At 70.2% G+C, this 19,313-nt stretch carries 14 protein-coding genes; 3 read left to right on the top strand and 11 right to left on the bottom strand.

The window, feature by feature from the left end; translation table 11 throughout:
* Nucleotides 1–18 precede the first annotated feature (18 nt).
* The 11 genes from H6726_30245 to H6726_30195 all read right to left on the bottom strand — a co-directional run bounded on the left by H6726_30245 (nt 19) and on the right by H6726_30195 (nt 16,016).
* On the bottom strand, nt 19–1,248 hold the full coding sequence (locus H6726_30245; GenBank protein ID MCB9661960.1) for a thiolase domain-containing protein: 1,230 nt from the start codon (nt 1,246–1,248) through the stop codon (nt 19–21).
* Nucleotides 1,249–1,283: 35 nt separating this feature from the next.
* On the bottom strand, nt 1,284–2,606 hold the full coding sequence (locus H6726_30240) for a 3-hydroxyacyl-CoA dehydrogenase family protein (GenBank protein ID MCB9661959.1): 1,323 nt from the start codon (nt 2,604–2,606) through the stop codon (nt 1,284–1,286).
* Between the two features lie 308 nt (nt 2,607–2,914).
* Nucleotides 2,915–4,525, bottom strand: coding sequence for a hypothetical protein (locus H6726_30235; protein MCB9661958.1), 1,611 nt, complete (start codon nt 4,523–4,525; stop codon nt 2,915–2,917).
* 274 nt (nt 4,526–4,799) lie between these two features.
* The gene (locus tag H6726_30230; GenBank protein ID MCB9661957.1) at nt 4,800–5,879 is read right to left on the bottom strand and encodes a membrane dipeptidase; all 1,080 of its coding nucleotides are present in this window, start codon (nt 5,877–5,879) and stop codon (nt 4,800–4,802) included.
* 53 nt (nt 5,880–5,932) lie between these two features.
* A complete protein-coding gene (locus H6726_30225) occupies nt 5,933–8,437 on the bottom strand; it encodes a pyruvate, water dikinase (GenBank protein ID MCB9661956.1) in 2,505 nt (834 codons plus the stop codon).
* The gene (locus H6726_30220) at nt 8,434–9,453 is read right to left on the bottom strand and encodes a hypothetical protein (protein MCB9661955.1); all 1,020 of its coding nucleotides are present in this window, start codon (nt 9,451–9,453) and stop codon (nt 8,434–8,436) included. Before H6726_30220 ends, H6726_30225 begins: the two co-directional genes overlap by 4 nt.
* A gap of 81 nt (nt 9,454–9,534) precedes the next feature.
* Entirely contained in the window at nt 9,535–9,768 is a 234-nt protein-coding gene (locus H6726_30215) for a hypothetical protein (GenBank protein ID MCB9661954.1), read from the bottom strand.
* Between the two features lie 17 nt (nt 9,769–9,785).
* Entirely contained in the window at nt 9,786–10,397 is a 612-nt protein-coding gene (locus H6726_30210) for a hypothetical protein (protein ID MCB9661953.1), read from the bottom strand.
* Nucleotides 10,394–11,086 (bottom strand): hypothetical protein, encoded by a 693-nt coding sequence (locus tag H6726_30205; protein ID MCB9661952.1) that lies wholly within the window; start codon nt 11,084–11,086, stop codon nt 10,394–10,396. The genes H6726_30210 and H6726_30205 overlap by 4 nt, the downstream gene beginning before the upstream one ends.
* On the bottom strand, nt 11,083–12,405 hold the full coding sequence (locus tag H6726_30200; GenBank protein MCB9661951.1) for a hypothetical protein: 1,323 nt from the start codon (nt 12,403–12,405) through the stop codon (nt 11,083–11,085). The genes H6726_30205 and H6726_30200 overlap by 4 nt, the downstream gene beginning before the upstream one ends.
* Nucleotides 12,406–12,581: 176 nt before the next feature.
* The gene (locus H6726_30195) at nt 12,582–16,016 is read right to left on the bottom strand and encodes a hypothetical protein (GenBank protein ID MCB9661950.1); all 3,435 of its coding nucleotides are present in this window, start codon (nt 16,014–16,016) and stop codon (nt 12,582–12,584) included.
* A 148-nt stretch (nt 16,017–16,164) separates the two neighbouring features.
* On the opposite strand from H6726_30195, the gene H6726_30190 reads away from it, so the two are divergent.
* The 3 genes from H6726_30190 to H6726_30180 all read left to right on the top strand — a co-directional run bounded on the left by H6726_30190 (nt 16,165) and on the right by H6726_30180 (nt 19,313).
* Nucleotides 16,165–17,790, top strand: a complete 1,626-nt coding sequence (locus tag H6726_30190; protein ID MCB9661949.1) for an FAD-dependent oxidoreductase — start codon at nt 16,165–16,167, stop codon at nt 17,788–17,790.
* 78 nt (nt 17,791–17,868) lie between these two features.
* Complete coding sequence (locus H6726_30185; protein ID MCB9661948.1) at nt 17,869–18,774, top strand: ADP-ribosylglycohydrolase family protein; 906 nt, start codon at nt 17,869–17,871, stop codon at nt 18,772–18,774.
* A gap of 62 nt (nt 18,775–18,836) precedes the next feature.
* Nucleotides 18,837–19,313, top strand: coding sequence for a Na+/H+ antiporter subunit E (locus tag H6726_30180; protein ID MCB9661947.1), 477 nt, complete (start codon nt 18,837–18,839; stop codon nt 19,311–19,313).

Here is a 19,313-nt window from a genome sequence, read left to right as displayed (position 1 = left end):
CGCGGTTGCTCGCGTGGCTCAGGCGCCGACGACGAAGCTGACGCTGGTGGTGCCGCTGCCGCCGATGTTGAGCGTCTGCACGTTCTTGGCGCCTGCCACCTGGTAGTCGCCGGCCGTGTCGGTGACCTGCTTGTAGGCGTCGAGCACCTGGCGCACGCCCGAGGCGCCCACCGGGTGACCAGCGCCGATCAGGCCGCCGCTCGGGTTGATGGGGCAGCGCCCGCCGAGCGCGATGGTGCCGTCCTCGACGGCCTTCCAGCTCTCACCGGGGGCGGTCAGGCCGAAGTGGTCGATGGCCATGTACTCGCTGGTGGTGAAGCAGTCGTGCGTCTCGATGCAGTCGATGCCCGACACGTCGGCGATGCCGGCGCGCTTGCGCGCGTTGAGGATGGTGGAGCGCACGTGCGGCAGCACGTACTCCGCGTCCTTGCTCTCGCGCACCTTGTCGTCGAAGCGGATGCGCGCCGTGTTGTGGCCCCAGCCCTTGATGCGGGGGATGTTCTCGAGCTTCACGCCGTTGCGGGCGGCCCACTTGGCGGCGAACTCGGCCGACGCGAGGATGACGGTGGCCGAGCCGTCGGTCACCTGCGAGCAGTCGCTGATCTTCACGCGGCCGCCCACGGCGCCGTTGAACTCGTCCGCGCCCAGCGCGTGCTCCTTGTTCATGTACCAGGTGCGGGTCTGCGCGTTGGGGTTGAGCTTGCCGTTCGCGTAGTTGATGGCGCTGATCTCGGCCAGGTGCTCGTCCTTGAGGCCGTAGCGCTTGTCGTACTCGTCGCCGAGCTTGCCGAAGAGCTTGGGGAACGGGAACTCGACGCCCTTGGCCTCGAGCTCGTACCAGGCCGCCGTGCCGAGGAAGTCGCCGCCGACGGAGGCGTTGACAGTCTTCATCTGCTCGACGCCGACGACGCACTGCACGTCGTAGCGGCCGGCCTCGATCTCGGCGCTGGCGGCCAGGAGCGCGATGCTGCCCGACGCGCAGGCCGCCTCGTGGCGCCCCGTGGGGAGGCCGCTGAAGGCGGGGTCGGCCTCGACGAAGAACGCGCCGATGTGGCCCTGCTTGCTGTAGAGGGACGCGGCGAAGTTGCCGACGTGGCCGCTCTCGATCTCTTCCGGCGCCACCTTCGCGTCGCGCAGCGCGCCCTGCACGGACTCGCGGATCATCGCGACGAAGTGCTTGCGCTCCTTGCTCCAGTTACGGGCGAAGTCGGTCTGGTAACCACCAAGGATGTAAACTTCTTTGGACATGTGGATGCTCTCCTTTTCTTCTGGTGGTCCGACGATCAGCCGGCGACGAAGAACTTGCCGACGTTGATGGTGGGGTGGTTGAAGAAGCGCGTGCCGGGGGCCGCGTTGGCGAGGATGCTCGGGACGGGGACGCCCGACTTCTCGATCATGGCGATGGTCTCGGCGAGGCCGATGGTGTCCACCAGCACGCTGGGCGGCGCCCAGTTGAAGCCCTGACCCATGATGAGGTCGATGCCGGTGATGGTGTCGGTGCACTCGCCCACGCGGTGGAACGAGTAGCTGATGTAGCCAGAGATGACCTTGCGGGCGAGGTCGGCCTCGGGGCCCTTGGCGGCCACGAACGCGGCCATGGCGGCGTCGTAGCGGCCGATGCGGTGCAGCTCCGCGATCTCCGCGATGTAGCTGAGGTCCGGCAGCTTGATCTCGTCGACCGGCTGGTAGCGGTCGGTGCCGGGGATGAGCGCCAGCTTGCGCTTGCCGTCGCGCATGAAGAAGCCGCGGCCGCTCTTGTTGCCGAGCGTGCCCTTATCCATCAGGTCGGCCATGTACTTGGGCAGCTTGAGCGTGTCGTGCGCCTCGTCCTTGGTGAGCGCGACGATGTTGTCCACGATGGCGCGGTGGATGTCCCAGCCGACGAGGTCCACGGTGGCCAGCGGCGTGAGGGCGCGGCCGGTGTAGGGCCCGACGATCTTGTCGACCAGCGCGGGGCCGTGCTGCTCGGCCAAGATGGCGCACTCGTTGAGGACCTTGAAGCCCACGCGGTTGCCGGCGAAGCCCGCCGTGTCGTGCGTGCGGATCATGGTGCGGCCGAGCTTCTTCTCCGAGTAGACCTCGATGAAGTCGAGCAGGCCCGGGTCGGTGTCCTTGCTGGCGATCAGCTCGGTGCCGACGATGACGTTGGGCGGGTTGAAGAAGTGCAGGCCGAGGAAGTTCTTGCGGAACGACTCGCTGCGGCCCTCGGCCAGCGTGTTGATGCTGAGGCCGCTGGTGACGGTGGCCACGATGGAGTCCGGGCGGCGCGCGGCGTCCACGCGGGCGAAGAACTCCTGCTTGAGGGGCAGCTGCTCGGTGACCGCCTCGAAGATGAGGTCGGCTTCGCCGCAGACCTTCTCGAGGTCGTCGTAGCTGCCGGTGTCGACGCGCTGCGACACGGTGTTGGAGCGCACCATGGCCTTCGCGGCGGCGACGCCCTGCTCCGCCTTCTCCTTGGTGCGGGCGAGGAAGGTCACGCGGGGGACGGCCTGGGTGAAGAGGACACCACTGCCGAAGCCCATGGTGCCGTTCGCGCCGAGGACGACGACGTGGTTGAGCTCGCGGGACGCGAGCAGGCTCTGCGCGGATTGCGTCGAGGTGGACACCAGCTTCTTGCTCCTTGGGTGGGGCCCGTTTGTTACCGCCCTTGGCAGGGTCGATTCGCGCGGGTCAGTTCGCTCGCTGTTTACAGATTTACCAGCGAACCCCCGAAACGTGACGTGCCCATGTCCCGGGGTCAAGCCCTCAGATCCCCATCGCGCTCAAAACAAGGCAATTCCTGCGCAGTTTACACGCATTTTACAATGTGACCGCGAGAACCCCCAGTGATCTCGGGGTGTCACATTGGGCGTCGGGAGGGGTTCCCGGCTGGGTGCTCGCTGTGTCCCACGGAGTCTGGCGTTGCCGACCCGGGCTACCCCACCGCCTGCCCGCCGAACGCCCGCAGCGACACCTTGCGTCCCAGGTTGGGGACGACCAGCTCGTCGTGGATGCGCTTCACCAGCGCGTGGATGCGCTCCTCTTCGCGCTCTTCGGTGCCCACGCGGTTGCGTGGGAAGGCGACGGTGAGCGCCTTGGTGCCCACCTGGAAGCTGGCGGAGCTGAGCGGGTGGAACTCGCTGACGAACTCGTTGAAGGCCATGCACAGCTGCGGCGTGATGTTGCCGACGACGCGCAGGTACCAGATGTGCGTCGGCTGCGGTCGGTAGCCCGCCACCTCGAGGGCGTCGATGGCGCGGCTGACCTCTTGCTCGTTGGCCTCCACGATGAGGTCGGTGCCGCTGCGTTGGTGGCGCACCTCGGCGACGTCGAGGCCGAAGCGCGCGAAGTACTCGAGCAGCTTCACCAGCTCGCCGGGCTCGTCGGGGACGGCGCCCACGTGCACGTTGATGCAGGCCACGGGGTGCGTGATGAGGTACAGGCCGTCGCTCAGGCTGACGTCGTGGATGGCGGTGAAGTGCTCTGGCGCGCGTGGGTCGAAGATGTGCACGGGCACCTTGCCGGCGCGGACCGGCTCGACGGCCTTGGGGTAGATGTTGCCGGCCTCCGTGGCCAGGTCGTAGTCCAGCTCGGGGATGGTCTGCGCGGACTCGCCCACGAGCATGTCGTCGCCCGAGAGCACGCCCGGGGTCTCCTTCACGAAGCCCACGTACTGCGCGCCGAGCGCCAGCCCCAGGAACGTGGCCGTGAGGTCCGAGCCTCCGCGCCCGAGGGCCGTGCGGTACACGCCCGAGAAGCGGCTGCCGGAGCGCTCGAGCGCGTCGTCGCGCATCATGCCGGCGAAGGCCTGGTCTGGGTCGTAGATGCCGTCGAAGCCCGTCACGATGGGCAGCACGCCCGCCTCCAGGTACTTGCCCAGCAGCACCTCGCGCGCGTGCTCCACGGCGCGGCTCCAGTCGATGGACGCGTTGCGGAACGTGCTGTCGGTGAAGAGCCCCATCTCGGCGCCCGTCACGCGCGCCGTGCGCAGCGGGAAGCGACCGTCGGCGTGGAGGCGGTTGAAGTACGCCGAGAGGATGCGCGTGGCCAGGCGCTCCCCGCCGGTGATCAGCTCGGCGTCGAGGCTGGGGATGCTCTCGTGCGCGCGGCAACACAGCGCCGCGGTCTTCACCAGGTGATCGATCTCTCCGTCGAGCTCGGCCCGCAGCTCCCGGTCGTCCTGCAGCTTGAGGTCGTGCAGCATGCCCTCGTGCGGGCTCTGCAGCAGGCGCCGGAACGTGGCGACGCCATCCTCGAAGCGGTCGGCGCCTTCGATGATGGACGCGTAGCTCTGCAGGCGGTCCGTGATGCTGACCTTCTCGCTCGAGCCGCTGCGGCCGCGCCGGAAGGCGCTGAACACGGGCACCACGAACAGGCCGCGCTCGAGGTAGTCGGCGATGAGCAGGCGCGCGGTCTTGATGCGCCCCTCATCCGGTGTGGAGCCGACGGTGGTGCCGCCGAACTTGAGGACGACCACGGGCTTGTGCGTGGTGCGCTGGGGAATGCGGCTGAGGGGGGAGTCGATCTCGAGCGTGAACTGGCTCAATTTCTCACCTTTCTAGGAGAACTCACGGCGCGACACGCGCCTATGTGCGTCTCGAGGATCCACGCGTGCGCCGTACGGATGAACGCTGGCGAGCGCGGAGAGACGCACCCGTCATAGCGTCATTCGCGCGAATGACCAACCCCTGGCCATGGACCGCGGCGCTCTCCCGCCTGGTCGCGGGCGTGATCCGTACGGCGAAAGGCTACGCGACGACGCGCACCACGACGCCGTCGTCGGGCTACTGCGCAGGGCCCCACGATGGCGGCCCACGCCTTCAGCCGCGCAGGCGCTCCACCACGTTCAGGAAGTTGCCGCCGAGGATCTTCTGCACGCGCTCGGCCGACCACCCGCGGCGCAGCATGGCGTCGGCCACGCGCGGGAGCTCGACGATGGTGGGCAGCTCGGGCGGCGGCGAGATGGCCCCGTCGTAGTCGGTCCCGATGGCCGGCACGTCCTCGCCGGCGATGTCGATGATGTGCGCGATGTGGTCGACGATGGTCTCGACGCTCGCGCCGCGCTTGGCCAGGAAGCCGCTCTGGAACATGACGCCCACGCAGCCGCCAGTGTCGGCCACGGCGCGCACCTGGGCGTCCGTGAGGTTGCGCCAGTGCTCGTACACGCCCGCGATGCCCGTGTGCGTGACCATCAGCGGCTGCGTCTTGTCGTGCACCGCCACGGCGTCGAAGAAGCCCCGTCGGCTGATGTGCGCGAGGTCCACGAAGATCTTCTTCTCGTTGAGCACCTCGATGTACTCGCGCCCGCGGTTGGTCAGTCCGTCGTCGCTTCCGCCGAGGCGTGACGCGGGCGAGCTGGTGCCGCCCAGGCTCGAGTTGGACAGGTGCACCAGCGTGATGCGCAGCACGTGCTGCGGGTCGAGACGGTCGAAGTCGCGCAGGTCGTAGTCGAGGCAGTTGCCCCCCTGCACGCCCAAGAACACCCCGTGCAGCCCGGCGGCGCGCGCCTCGCGATACTGCGCGGTGGTGCGCACGATGCGAAACACGTCCGGGTGCTTCTCGAACTCCCCCTCGAAGCGCCGCAGGTTCCGGAAGAACAGGTCGCGACGCACCTTGGCCGGCAAGAACGGGTTGGTGGTGATCAGCCAGACGCCGCCGGTGAGCCCCGCCTCCATGGCGCGCGGGAAGTCGCAGTGGCTGTAGAAGTGACGGCCCAGCACGCCCCCGCCATGCCGCTTGGAGAGGTCGTAGCCGAAGATGCGCGTCCAGATGAACGAGTCGATGTGCAGGTCGATGACGTCGCTCGTGGCGTACACCTCCACCGCCTCACGGCTGATCTGGAGGCGCGCGGCCCAGGCGTCGAGGTTGGTCTTGGGGTCGGAGAAAGCGAGCGTCGGCATGCGCGCAGGGTAGACGAAGCGTCGCGCCCGCGTACGAAGAACGAGCGGTCGCGCTATTCGTCCGCGCCCAGCAAGCGCAGGCGCCCCGTGCTGCCGTCCAGCTCCACGCGGTCGCCCGTGCGGAACATGCGCGTGCCCACCTGGGTGCCCACGATGCACGGCACGCCGTACTCGCGCGCGACGACGGCGCCGTGGGAGACGGCGCTGCCCACGTCGGTGGCAAGCCCGCCCAGGAGCCCGAAGTACGGCGTCCAGCCCACGTCCGTGATGGGCGCGATCAGGATCTCGCCGGCCTCCACCGCGCTGGCCTCTTCGAGGGTGCGCACCACGCGCGCGCGACCGCGCGCCACGCCCACGCTGACCGGCTTGCCCAGCACCACGCCGTCACCCGCGTCGAACACGGGGCGCACGGGCTCGCCGCGGCCCACGAAGATCTCCTCGAACACCAGGTCCATCTGGTAGGCGTAGGTCTTGCGTCGGGCCACCGCGAGGGCCTGAAGGGTGCGGTCCCCGTCGAGGCAGCGGCGCAACTCCTGGTGCGTCAGGAAGAACACCGCGTCCTCGTCGGGCAGGAGTCCCTCGCGCGAGAGCGCCGCGCCCAGGATGCGATACGCGTGCTTGAGGTGCTGGCCGGACTTCACCAGCAGCGACTTGGTGGTCTCACGCAGACGCACCGCGTCGTGCGCGCGGGCCACCAGCATGCGGAGCCCGCGGGAGCGCCCTGGCGCTGGCGGGGCCCCGAGCTGCGCGCGGCCTCGCGCCCCGTGCGACGTGCCCGTCGCGTCCGCCGAGTCGCGCGCCCCACGGGACGGCGAAGCGGCCCCCGCACCGCCGTCCGTGCGGGCCCGCAGCGTGCTGCGGATGGAGCGCACCAACGGCAGCGGGTCGTCCGACCAGTCGCGCTGATGCAGCTCCAGCTCGCGCACGGCGCGGTGCCCGTGGCGCTCCAGGTACGCGCGGAACAGCGCGCCCGCGTGCCCCGCCGCGGGACTGCGCAGCCACGCGAGCGCCGCGTCGAGCTCCTCGGCCAAGACCTGTTCCGCAGCCCCACGCTGCTCGCTCAGCGCCGCGACGATGCGGTCGATGCCCGCCGCGATGTCGGCGCTCTCCACGTCGCGTGCCCCGCTGAGCAGCTCGGCCACGCGGGCGATGTCGTGCGCGTCGGGGGGGTCGTGCTCGGCCGTGACGCGCAGCATGATGGGCGCCATGGCGCCTGCGGGCGCGGAGCACGCCAGGTGATGCTCGAACGCGTCGAACCACGCGGGCAGCGCCGCGTCGATGCGCGTCCACATGGCCATGGCGCTCCGCTCGCGCGGTAGCTCCTTCGCCAGCTGGGCCAGGTCGTCCACGCACCGCCGCAAGGTGGGCACGCGCTTGCCCGCTCTCAAGATGAAGCGCGCATAGCGCAGCAGGTTCCGGTACTGCACCAGCGCGCTCGCGGGCGGCGGCAGGGCGCTCTCGGCGTCAGGCACGCGCTGGCCACAGATGGCCAAGCAGGCCTGCTCGGGGGTGGACCCCGCGACCAGCCCGCTCATGCGCAGCACGGCCGTGAGGTTCAGGAACATGTGGCCGCCGAAGACCGCCACGTACAGGAACTCCTCGGACTCGGCAGGCAGCGCGCCGCACTGCACGTTCATGCGCTGCATACCCACCTCGATGCCGCGCGCGGTGAGCGAGCGCGACAGGGGCGTGATGGCGCCCGGCATCATCTCGCCGATGTTGCACTTCGTGTAGTAGTCGCTGGGCGCCTGGATGACGTCGAGGGCGCGGGGGTCGGCCGCCAGGTGCGTGATGGGCCGCGCCTGCAGGAACACCACCTGGCCCGCTTGGTCGATAGCCCACTCGAGGTCCAGCGGTACGCCCATGCGCGCCGCCGCCGTGCGCGCGTGCTCGGCCAGCGCGCGCAGCGTGTCATCGGGAAGGATGGCGCTCTCCCCCGCGCGCTCGTAGGCGACGACACGCGACGAGGGGTCCAGCACCGCGTGGTCGGGCGTGACCTCGCCGCTCACCAGCGCGTCCCCCAGCCCGCGCACCGCGTCGATCACCAGCCAGTCACGGCGCCCGCTGACGGGATCGGCCGTGAAGAGCACGCCTGCGGCCTGCGCGTCGACCATGCGCTGCACCACCACCGTCATGTGCACGTCGCCGTCGTCGCGCACCTCGACGCTCCCCTCCGCCGACGCACCCTCGGTACGCGCCGCACGATACGCGCGTGCCCGCTCGTTGTCGGCGCTGGCCAGGCACGCGTCGATGGCCGCGCGCAGCGCGTCGGCGCCCGACACGTTCAGGATGGTGTCGTACTGCCCCGCGAACGACGCCTCCTCCGAGTCCTCACCCAGCGCCGAGGAGCGCACGGCGACGGCGCCAGCGCCCAGCTCGGCGTAGTGGTGGAGCACCTGCTCGAAGATGACGTCGTCCACGGGCCCACGCGCCCCGATCACAGCGAACGCGGGCGCGCTCGGCAGACCCAGCTCGAGCAGCCTGCGCAGCCCCTCGACCTTGCCGCCCACCGGCAGCCCGGCGGTCTCGGCGATGCGCCGGCAGTGAGGAGCGCTCACGCCTCGTCCTCGAACACCAGCGGCTGCAGGAAGCGGTTGATCTCGAGCCACCCGAGGCAGGGCGGGCCGCCGTCGTCCGGCGTGAAGCGCACCAGCGCGCGCTGGTAGCGTGAGGGCTGCGGTGGTGAGAACGTATGCGACGCGTCGATCTCCGCGGCGCTCACGCACACGAGGGTGCCCGCAAGGGTGGCCCCGTCTTCGTAGCGCGCGTCCACGCGGCCCTCGTAGGGCTGCTGCGCGTCGTCCGTGTAGCGCAGCGTGAAGCGCACCTGGTCGAGGTCGGCCGTCCCGCTCTCGTCGCTCGAGTATCCCACCATCAGCGCGTCCTCGTCGGGCTCGCCGTCGCCGAACGACACGGCCACCGCCTGGCGCCGGTAGCGTTCGCCGTTCAGGACCAGGAAGCGCCACTCCATGTTCCACATGCGCGGGCCCCAGCTGTGGTCGCGCTCGCCGCGCCCGTCCACCTCGAAGCGCTCGTCGCCGATGGTGAAGTGCCCCGTCACCCGCGTGGGCTGCTCGAAGCGGGACGCGCTCAGCTCACCGTGCGAGTGCCCCGAGACGCCCGTGTCGCCCACGCTGTGACAGGCGCCGATGCCGAACACGTCGAGCGCGAGCGAGACCGGCAGCACGCGCCCCACGTCGGGGCCCGCGATGACACGCCCGAAGGCGCTCGCCTGGACGCGGTTGTGCAGCAGCTCCTGCACCACCTCGCGCTCGAAGCGCAGCCCGTGTGCGTCGTAGGTGAACGTGTCCCAGTCGAAGCGCGAGAGCGGCAAGCGGGCTTCGTCCACCGCGACCCAGCGCGTTCCGTCGAAGAGGTAGATCCACAGCCACACACGCTCCTGACCGGGCATCAGCCCCAGCCGCACGTGCCCCGCGATCCCCCCGTCGTCCGTGTACCAGTCGTAGAAGATGGACTCGTTCCAGGTGGGGTCACTGGCGTCGAACGGGTGCTGGTGCTCGTCCGCAGGGCAGACGCCGAACTGCGTGAGCTCGTCGAGGCTGGGGGTGGTCATCGGTCTCGCTCGGGCCTAGGGGGAAGTCTACATAGTACACGCCGCGCGCGACCCCTCACCATGATTCTGATTGGGTCTCCATCAGGGCTCGGGCGGCTCCTGGGAGCGCCAGAGCGTGTCGCCGTACACCCCGCCTCCCACCAGGGGCTCGCCAGCCCAGGTCCGCCCGCAGCTGCGGCACCGAATGGTCAGCGCGTCCACGCGCTCCAGCGTCGCGTAGCGCGCGTCCTCCCGGGGTGGTGCGATGCGGCGCTCGAGGTCGTGCGTGCTGTCGTAGGGCTCTACCTCGCGACACCGGCAGGTGATGTGGCGCATGGCAGGAGGATACGCTGCTAGCGAATTGTCGGCGCGCGGCGCTGTCCGAGCGCGCCGAGGATGCGCTCCACGTGGCGGGCCTCCACGGCGCCTGCTCGCACGCAGCGCACGTGCCCGGCCGGGTCGACCAAGATGTGCACGGGCAAGCTCCCCGTGCCTTCGTATCCGGCGCCCGCGAGCACCTGCCGCAACGCGCCCGGATCACTCAGCCGGGGTGAAGGCGCGCTGAACGCGTGGGCGCCGCGGAACTCCGCGACCGCCGAGTCCGTGGTGTCCGCCGAGAGGAAGCGCAGCGCGATGGGGCCGCTCGTGAGGGAGCGCTGCAAGATGGGCATCTCCTCGACGCACGGGCGGCACCAGGTGGCCCACACGTTCACCCACGTCCACTGCTCGGGGTTGGGCGCGGGCAGCTCGTCCAGCTCGGGCCAGGACCACGGGGGTGCGCTGCCGTCCGCGTGGGCCACGTCGCACACGTCGGCGAGCACCGCGTCGATGTCCTCGTGGGTGTCCGAGACGGACTCGAAGCGCGTCGGAGGTGCTGTGTCGACCGAAGGGGACTCGCCGCACCCGAGCGCGCACGACAGCGCGATGAGACAGGACAGCGTGAGGCGTACGAAGGAGCGGGTCATAGCTGGCAGTCGATCCACGCGACGAACGCGCTGCGGTTGAGGTCCGCGGTGCGGCACTGCGTCTGGCCACCGGAACGCTGCCAGGCGCAGAACTGCTGGTCCAGCTGCGCGAACTCCTCACCCAGCCACAGCAGGCCCACCTCGCGGTCGAGGTCGGGGTCTTGGTAGTTCGCGCGCAGGTGCTCGAGCACGGCGTTCGCCCGCGCTTCGCTGAGCTGCCGGTTGTAGCGCACGCTGCCCTCGGGCGACGAGCGCGCCACCACGAAGAAGTAGCTGGCGCCGCGCTGATCCGCGAAGATGCGGTCCACCAGGGCCTGGTCGGCGCTGTCCAGCGCGCCGTCGTTCTGGTCGAACTGGATGACGCCCGCGCGCTCCGCCATCGGCAGGAACAGCGCGTTGAAGTCGGCGCCCGCCAGGCTGGCCACCTGTCGCGCGTCGGCTGGCTGACAGCCGCGCACGCCGCCCGCCTCCAACAGACCGCAGCTCTGCAGCACGCGCCGCAGGACGGCCTTCAGCTCGGGCGTGCAGTACGCTGCGTTCGCGGCCTCGGCGACGGCGGCCGTGGGGGGCGCAGCGGTCACCTCCAGCTGCGCGAGGCGCGCGCCGGCCTGCTTCACCCAGGCGAAGGGCAGGGCCGTGGCGACGAGCAACAGCAGCGCGCCCGTGGCCAACACGATGGGTTGCTTCACGGGGCACCTCCCGCCGCGCTCGTCGGCGTCGTCAACATCTGCGTGAGCGTGTACTCGAGCCCCAGGTCGGTGTCCTCGTTGCACACCTTGCGGCCGTCCACGAACAGTTGCGGCGTCAGCACCGGGATCTGGTTGGACACCGCCCAGCGCAGCCCGCGGTTGAGCCGCTGGCGCACGCGCGTGGACCCCACGCACCGCCGCACGCTGGGGAACTGCTCCGACACCATGCGCGCGGCCGCGCCTTCGTGCGCTTGCTCGGCGGCCGTGATCTCTTCCTGGTGTTCGAACGCCCAGCCCAGCACGGCCCGCGCCTGCTCGGGTTCGCACAGCATCGCTTCGGAGACCGCGCACGCTCCCGGGTGCACTGCGCGAGTGACCATCCAGTTGCAGCTGTCGTCCAACGGGAAGAGCACCGCGCGGCGATCCAGCTGTGCGTCCAACCCGGACGCCGTCAGGCGTGCTTCCAGCCCCTTGCAGGAAGGACAGAGAGGGTCGAGCACCTCGATGGCCGGGTGCCCCGTCGACGAGCCGCCGAGGGGAACCCAGAGGTCGTCTGGTGCTTCGGGGTGTGCCAGCTCACCGCATCCACCTTCGTAGGCGCTGTAGTCAGGCATCGCGGCTACGTAGCCAGCGATGGGGAGCGTCATGAACGCGCCAGCCACGGGGAGCGCGAACGCCACGCTGCGGAGTCCACCTTCGCGCCTGAGGGCGGGCGCCGCCGTCGAGCTTCCGTCGTCCGAGATGGTCGTGTCGGCCGACCCCGTGAACCCCACGGGGCGATCGACTGCGGTCGCATCGGCGGCGAGGGTCTGAGCGGGGGCGTTCGCGACCTTCCGTGCCGCCCACACCAGCGCAGCGGCCGCCGCGAACCCGAGCGCGCTGCTGGTGTAGATGCCGATGCAGAGCTTGCAGGCCGCGTCGAGCTCCACCAGCGCGAGATAGCCCATGACGCAGCTGGTCAGCAGCGGGAGCGCCCACGCGCCGAGGGTGACGGCGGTGGCCGTGCGCTCGGAATGCCGCCCCGTGAGGGCCAGATAGCCGCCCCAGAACGCGAGGAACGCGAAGAGCGCCATGCCCGGCAGCGAGATGGGGATGCCGCCCCACAGCTGCGTGCGGAACACGGACGAGTAGCGGCTCATGAGCGTCACCTGGCATCCGCTGCTCTCCGTGCCGGCGGCCTCGACCCCAGGCAGGAACGAGCAGTGGATGCCGTGGACCTGTCGGTCCAGGTGGCTCGCGAAGTCGTAGGTGGCGTAGCTCGCGAAGAACAACCCGAGCAGCGCGAAGGCGATGGTGGCCAGGGTCAGGTGACGCGTCATGGGCTCCTGTGGCTCGCCGTACGTGCGTGCCGAGCGCCGCGCAGTGTTGTCCCGCCCACGCGGCCGTCAAGCCCGCCACGGGGGTACCCAGAACGAAGAGAGCCGCCCCGAGGGGCGGCTCCGTTCAGTTCGTTCGCGAGGATGCCCTCCTCGGCGACGCGCGCCGGTGGCGCCGTTCAGCGCTTGCGACGACGCGTGACGAGCGCGAGCCCGACGAGCAGCAGCCCGCCGATGCCCGGCCAGCTCGCGCCGGAGGGCGCCTGCGTCGCACACAGGGCGCCACCCGACACGCCACCCGTCGTCGTGACGACGCCGCCACCGTCTGGCGACATCCCCATGTCGGGCGTGCCGCCATCGTTCGGCGTGACCGTCAGCGTCGTGCTGTCGCTGGCCGTGTTGCCGGGGACGTCGGTCGCGTCCGCGGTGATGGTGTGCTGACCGACGCTGAGCGAGTCCGCGTCCACCTGCCACGAGCCATCGACCGCGACGAGCGTCGTGCCCACCTGCGTTCCGTCCACGGAGACCACCACCGTCGCGCCGGGCTCGCCCGTGCCGCCGATGACGCCCGTGAGCGGGTCGACGCTGACGATCGTGACGGCGGTCACGGTGTCCACGGTGAACGTCGACGAGTCCGAAGCCATCGCGTTCAAGAGGTCGGTCGCCGTCGCGGTGATGATGTACATGGCGTCCGGTAGCGGGGTCAGCACGTCGAACGACCAGAACCCAGCGCCGTCCGTGATCGCCGACCCGATGGTGGTCGGCGTGCCCGCGACCAGCGTGGTCACGACCACCGACGCACCGGGTTGGGCGTTGCCGCCGATCGTCGGCGTGTTGTCGCGGGTGACGATTCCGTCGTCCGGCTCACTGATGGAGATGAACGTGTCCGCCGCGACCGTGAAGGTCGACGAGGTCGAGGCCGTGTTCCCAACCAGGTCCGTGGCGTCCGCCTCGATGGTGTGGATGTCGTTCGAGAGCGCGGACGGAACGTTGACCATCCACATGCCGGAGCCGTTCACCGTGACCGGCGAGAGCGCCGTGCCGTCGACGCTGACGACGATCGTCGCGCCTGGCTCGCCCGTGCCCTGGATGAGCGGGGTCGAGTCGAGCGACGTGGTGCCATCCGCGGGCGACACGATGGCCACCTCGGTCACCGTGTCGATGGCGAAGTTCACCATGTCCGTGTCGCTGAGCAGGGCGACGTTGATGATCGCGAGCAGGCCGTAGCCCCCGTCGTCGAGCGGCGACGAGAGCGTCAGCGACCAGTTGCCCGAGGCGTCCACCGTCGTCGTGAGCGGCCCGCCCGCGTTGAGGCTGAGCTCGATGGTCGCGCCCGGCGTGCCCGTGCCGGTCAGGGTGGGCATGTTGTCGTTGGACACGCTCTGGTCCACCGGCGAGGTGATGGTCACCTGCACCGCGGCGCACATGGACGCTGCCGTGCAGACGCCCGTCGAGCAGGTGGTGAACTCGGTCACGGCGGGGTTGGTGCACATGCCGGCCCCGCACACGTCGTCCGTGCACTCGTTGCCGTCGTCGCAGTCGGTGTTCAGCGTGCAGCTGACGCACTCGTTGGCGCCGCCCATGCCGACGACGCAGTTGGGGGTCGCCACGTCGCAGCCGGGGTCGGTGCCCGCGCCTGCGTCGACGCAGACCTCGCACGAGACGCCGCCCACGCTGTCGCAGAACGGCGCCGCGGCCATGCAGCCCGCGTCGGTGCCCGTGTTGCCCGTGTCCGTGTCCGCGCAGGCCACGCACATGTCGCTGGAGGGACCGGAGCACACGTCGCCACCCGTGCAGCCGCCCACGTTGCCGACGGCGACCGACGTGTTCACGCAGTTGTTGGTGACGCAAGCGTCCGTCGTGCACGCGACGCTGTCGTCGCAGTCGCCCGCGTTCACACACTCGACGCACTGGCGCGAGCCGCTCGCGCCGATGCAGTTCGGGGACGCCGCCGTGCAGCCGGTGTCGGTGCCGCCGCCGTTGTCCAAGCATCCTTCACAGACCCCCGCACCGTCGCAGACGCCGGCCGTGCAGGTGGCGCCGGGGCCGATGGCCGGGTTGAGGCAGATTCCGGCAGCGCACACGTCCGCGGTGCAGTCGTTGCCGTCGCTGCAGTCCGCCGCCGAGAGGCAGCCGACGCACATGTTGCCGCCGAGGCCGGCGACGCAGAACGGCGCGCCCGAGCTGCAGCCCAGGTCGGTCCCCAGGCTGGTGTCGAGGCAGACCTCACACGTCGGCGAGCCGAGGCCCGTCTCACGACAGTGCGGCGCGGCGCCCGTGCACCCGGCGTCCGTGCCCATCGCCGTGTTGTCCGTGCAGGCCACGCACACGTTGCTGGGCGCGCCGGAGCAGACGTCGCCGCCCGTGCAGTCGCCCGTCGCGCCTTCGGCCACGGTGGTGTTCTGGCAGTTGTTGCCGCTACAGCTGTCGGTGGTGCAGGGGTTGCCGTCGTCGCAGTCCGCGTCGCCGATGCACACCGCGCACAGGTTGCCACCCGGTCCGGCGAGGCAGTACGGGCTGGCCGCCAAGCAGCCGAGGTCCGTGCCCGAGCCCATGTCCGTGTCCAAGCACGCCTCACACGCGGGGGCGCCGTTGCCCGTCGTGCGACAGTGCGGGGTCGCCATGTTGCAGCCCCCGTCGATGCCCATCGCCGACGAGTCCACGCACGTCTCGCATGCGGGGGTGATGAGTGAGCCATTGCACGCGCCACCGCTGCCGCAGGCGGTGCCCAGCGGCTCCGGTGAGTTCGTGCACGCGTTCAGCAGGCAGGTGTCCACCGTGCAGTCGTTCCCGTCGTCGCATTCGGAGTCCATCATGCACTGCTCCGTGCACTGGCTCAGGATGCCGCCGCCGCCGGGGTAGATCAGGATGCCGCGCGGCGTGCCCGGCATCCCCTCCTCGAGGCGTACCGTCACCAGGTTGGCGCCCGCCACGAACGCGCTGGCGGGGATGTTGATGCTGTTGGTCGAGAGGAACGAGTTGTGGCCGCCGAACGACGTGCCGTTCACGAACACCTCGCAGATGTTGTCGCAGGACACGACGATCGGGAACGTGAGCGCGCCCGCGAAGGCCGCCGGGATGTTCACTTCCTGGAACCAGAAGGTGTTGATGCCGGTGGTCAGCTCGTTGCCGAAGTTCACGGAGGGGGCGACCCACTGTCCGGGCGCATGAATCGGCCAGGCGACGTTGCGCGTGGCGATGGCCGGGACGCCCGTCAGGGGGTCGTCGGTCTGCGACCACGTCCAGTGGGGATCGACATCGCCCATGGGCAGCGCCGCGCCCGCGTCGTTCACGCCGGTCGCGAAGAGGCTGGGCACGCAGCCCCAACCGGTCTCCACCGTACATGCGGCCGAACAACCGTCGCCCGGCGCCATCCCGCCGTCGTCGCAGGTTTCGCCCATTCCGGTGTCGATGACTCCGTTGCCGCACTGCGCGCTGGCGGAGCTGCCGAGCGTGAGCACGCCGAGCGCGGCTCCCAGCGCCCATGCGAGTGTTAGTCGTCTGTGCATCATCCCAAAGTCCTCCAACGTGCAGGTGGTGGCCAAGCCCAGTTCGTGCGTCTCGCGTCTGCCGCCTGGTGCGGACACCAACGTGACCCATGCGCGTCGTGTCATCACCGTGGCTGCATTGTTGCTGTATGACTGTACAGTGTCGGTTGTGGGCGACACAACACTTTTCGGCAGCGCTTGACGAGCCTCGGTCGAACCATCTAGACGTGACGCCAGGTTCAATTCGACGCGCCTCGGCGCGGGAGAAGCGTGCATGCCCGAAGAGATCAACTACGCATCCGACGTCGTCATCGCTGGCGGTGGCCTCGCAGGCCTCGTGACCGCCCACGAGCTGCTGGACAAGGGGCTGAAGGTGCTGGTGCTCGACCGCGACGTCGCGTCCAAGCTCGGCGGTCTGGCCAAGGAGTCCTTCGGAGGGGTGCACCTCGTCGACACCTCGCACCAGCGCAAGCTCGGACTCCGCGACACCCCGGAGCTGGCGTACAGCGACTGGGAGAGCTACGCCGAGTTCGGCCCCGACGACGACCTGCCGCGCGCGTGGGCCCGCTTCTACTGCGAGAACTCGGACGAGTACATCTTCCGCTTTTTGGACAAGGCCAAGGTGGAGTTCCTGCCCGTGGTGAACTGGCCCGAGCGGGGCCTGAACAAGCCCGGGAACACCATCCCGCGCTGGCACATCGCGTGGGGCACGGGGCACGAGATCATCGCGCGTGTGGTGGCAGCCCTCGAGGGACACCCACGCCGCAGCAACCTCACGCTGCGCTTCGAGCACACCGTCTCGGGACTGGACGTGCAGGACGGCAAGGCGACGGGGCTGCACGGCACCGACTCGCGCGGGCGCACCTTCCGCGCGACGGCCGAGCACGTGGTCATCGCCTCGGGTGGCATCTGCGGCGGGGACCTGAGCAAGCTGCGCAACAACTGGTACAAGCCCTGGGGCGAGCCGCCGGCGAAGCTCCTCAACGGTGCGCACATCTACGGCGACGGAATGCTGCACGACGAGGTCGCGCGTCACGGCGCGAACGTCACGCACCTCGACAAGCAGTGGCACTACGCGGCCGGGGTGCACCACCCGCGCAAGAGCCGCCCGGACGATGGGCTCAGCTTGGTGCCGCCGCGCTCGGGTCTGTGGATGAACGCGCACGGCGAGCGCATCATGAACCCACGCCCGCTCGTCTCGTACACGGACACGCGTCACTTGGTGGAGAGCGTGCTCAAGGAGCCGGGGCAGTACGCGTGGATCGTGATGAACTACAAGATCGCCATCCGCGAGCTGGGCGTCTCGGGCTGCTCGTACATGACGGCCTTCTTCGAGAAGAACAAGGCCATGCTGGTGCGTGACCTGATCACCGGCAATCGTGAGCTCGTCGCCCGCCTGCTGCGGGAGTGTCCCGACGACTTCGTCGAGGCCAAGACTCTCCCCGCCCTGGTGGACAAGATGAACGAGCGCGGCCTGTACGGGCACCGCGTGGACCTCGGGGCCATGCGCCGCGACATCGGCGCGTACGATGACCAGATCGACCGTGGCCCTTCGTTCTTCAACGACGAGCAGCTGCGCCACCTGATGAACTTCCGCACCTACCGCGGCGACAAGATCCGCACGTGCAAGTACCAGAAGATCCTGGACCCCAAAGCTGGCCCGCTCATCGCCGTGCGCTCGTTCATCCTGGCGCGCAAGAGCCTGGGCGGCATCCAGACGGACCTGCGCGGCCGCGTCCTGCGCGCCGACGGGACGGTCATCCCCGGCCTGTACGCCGCGGGCGAGGCCGCGGGCTTCGGCGGCGGTGGCATCCACGGCCGCGGCTCGCTCGAGGGCACGTTCCTGGGCGGCTGCGTGCTCACGGGCCGTGTGGCGGGGCGCACCATCGCGACGGCCTGACACCATTGACACCGCTTCACGCGCGGCGCCATCCTGACAACGCATGAACGCGCACCGCCTTGGCTCGGGGGTCCCCGCGTGACGGCGCCCCTCGAGCGGGCGCTGGTCGCCCTGGCCGGGCTCTCGGTCGGCGACGCGTTCGGGGAGCGCTTCTTCATGCCGCACGACGCGCTGCAGCGCGCCATCGACGAGCGCACGCTGCCTCCCGCGCCCTGGCGCTACACGGACGACACGGAGACGGCGCTCTCGGTGGTGGACGTGCTCCGCGACTTCGGCTCGGTGGATGGCGACGCGCTCGCGCGGCGCCTGTTGAGCCGCTACGACCCCATGCGCGCCTACGGACCGGGGGCCAAGCGCCTCTTCGAGCGCCTGCGCGCGGGGGACGACTGGCGCGAGGCGGGGCGCGCCCTGTTTCGCGGGGTGGGCTCCTTCGGCAATGGGGCGGCCATGCGTGTACCACCACTCGGCGCGTACTTCGCGGGCGACGATGCGCGTTGCCGTCACGAGGCGGAGCAGAGCGCGCTGGTGACCCACGCCCACCCGGAGGGGCGCGCTGGCGCCATCGCGGTGGCGGCGGCTGCCAGCTTCATGACGCAGACGCGCGGGGAGGCGTTCGACCCTCGCGCGTTCATGGCCCACGTCCTTTCGCACACCCCTGCCTCCATCGTGCGGGATGGCATCGAGGAGGCGCGCCAGACCCTCGGCGAGCGCAGCGTCACCCTCGCCGCCCAGCGTCTGGGCAACGGCTCCGGGGTCACCGCGGCCGACACGGTGCCGCTGTGTACGTGGCTGGTGTGCCAGCACCCCGACGACTTCCTCGAGGCCATGTGGGCGACCGTCAGCGCCCTCGGGGACCGCGACACCACCTGCGCCATCGTGGGCGGCGTGCTCGCGTGCCGGGTGGGGCAGGGCGGCATCCCCGCCTTCATGCGCAATGCGCGCGAGCCGCTGCCGCACGGCTTCGAGCCCGCCGCCGACCTCTGAGGGGAGACCGCCTGCGCCGCCGGGGGCGCACCCCACGAAAGCTGCTATGTTCCGCGCGCACCATGCTCCGGACCGTCGTCGTCGTCGTCGCTTTCAGCGTGCTGTGGGTGCTGCTCTCCTGGCACTTCGAGCCGCTCATCGTGCTCTGCGGGGCTGTGTCGGTGGCGGCCACCGTCGCGATCATGCGGAGGCTGGACCTGATGGACCGGGAAGGCGCCCCCTTCGAGCTGACGCTGCGGGTGCTGGTCTTCATCCCGTGGCTCGTGCGCGAGATCGTCATGGCGAACCTGCAGATGGCGCGCGTGGTGCTGAGCCCGCGCCTGCGTATCCAACCGCACCTCATCCGCGTGCCCGCGAGCCAGCGGACCCCAGTGGGGCTCGCGATCCACGCCAACACCATCACCATCACCCCCGGCACCATCTCGCTCGACGTGCGTGACGGCACCATCTTGGTCCACGCGCTCACGGAGGCGGCGGCGTCGGAGGACGGCAGCGGCGACATCGACCGCAAGATCTCGTGGGTGGAGGGGCGCCTGTGA

Source organism: Sandaracinaceae bacterium, assembly GCA_020633055.1.
In the GTDB taxonomy this organism is placed as follows: domain Bacteria; phylum Myxococcota_A; class Polyangia; order Polyangiales; family Houyiibacteriaceae; genus JADJJE01.
Note: the sequence above shows the minus strand (reverse complement) of the source record. Positions and strands in the feature narration are given on the sequence as shown.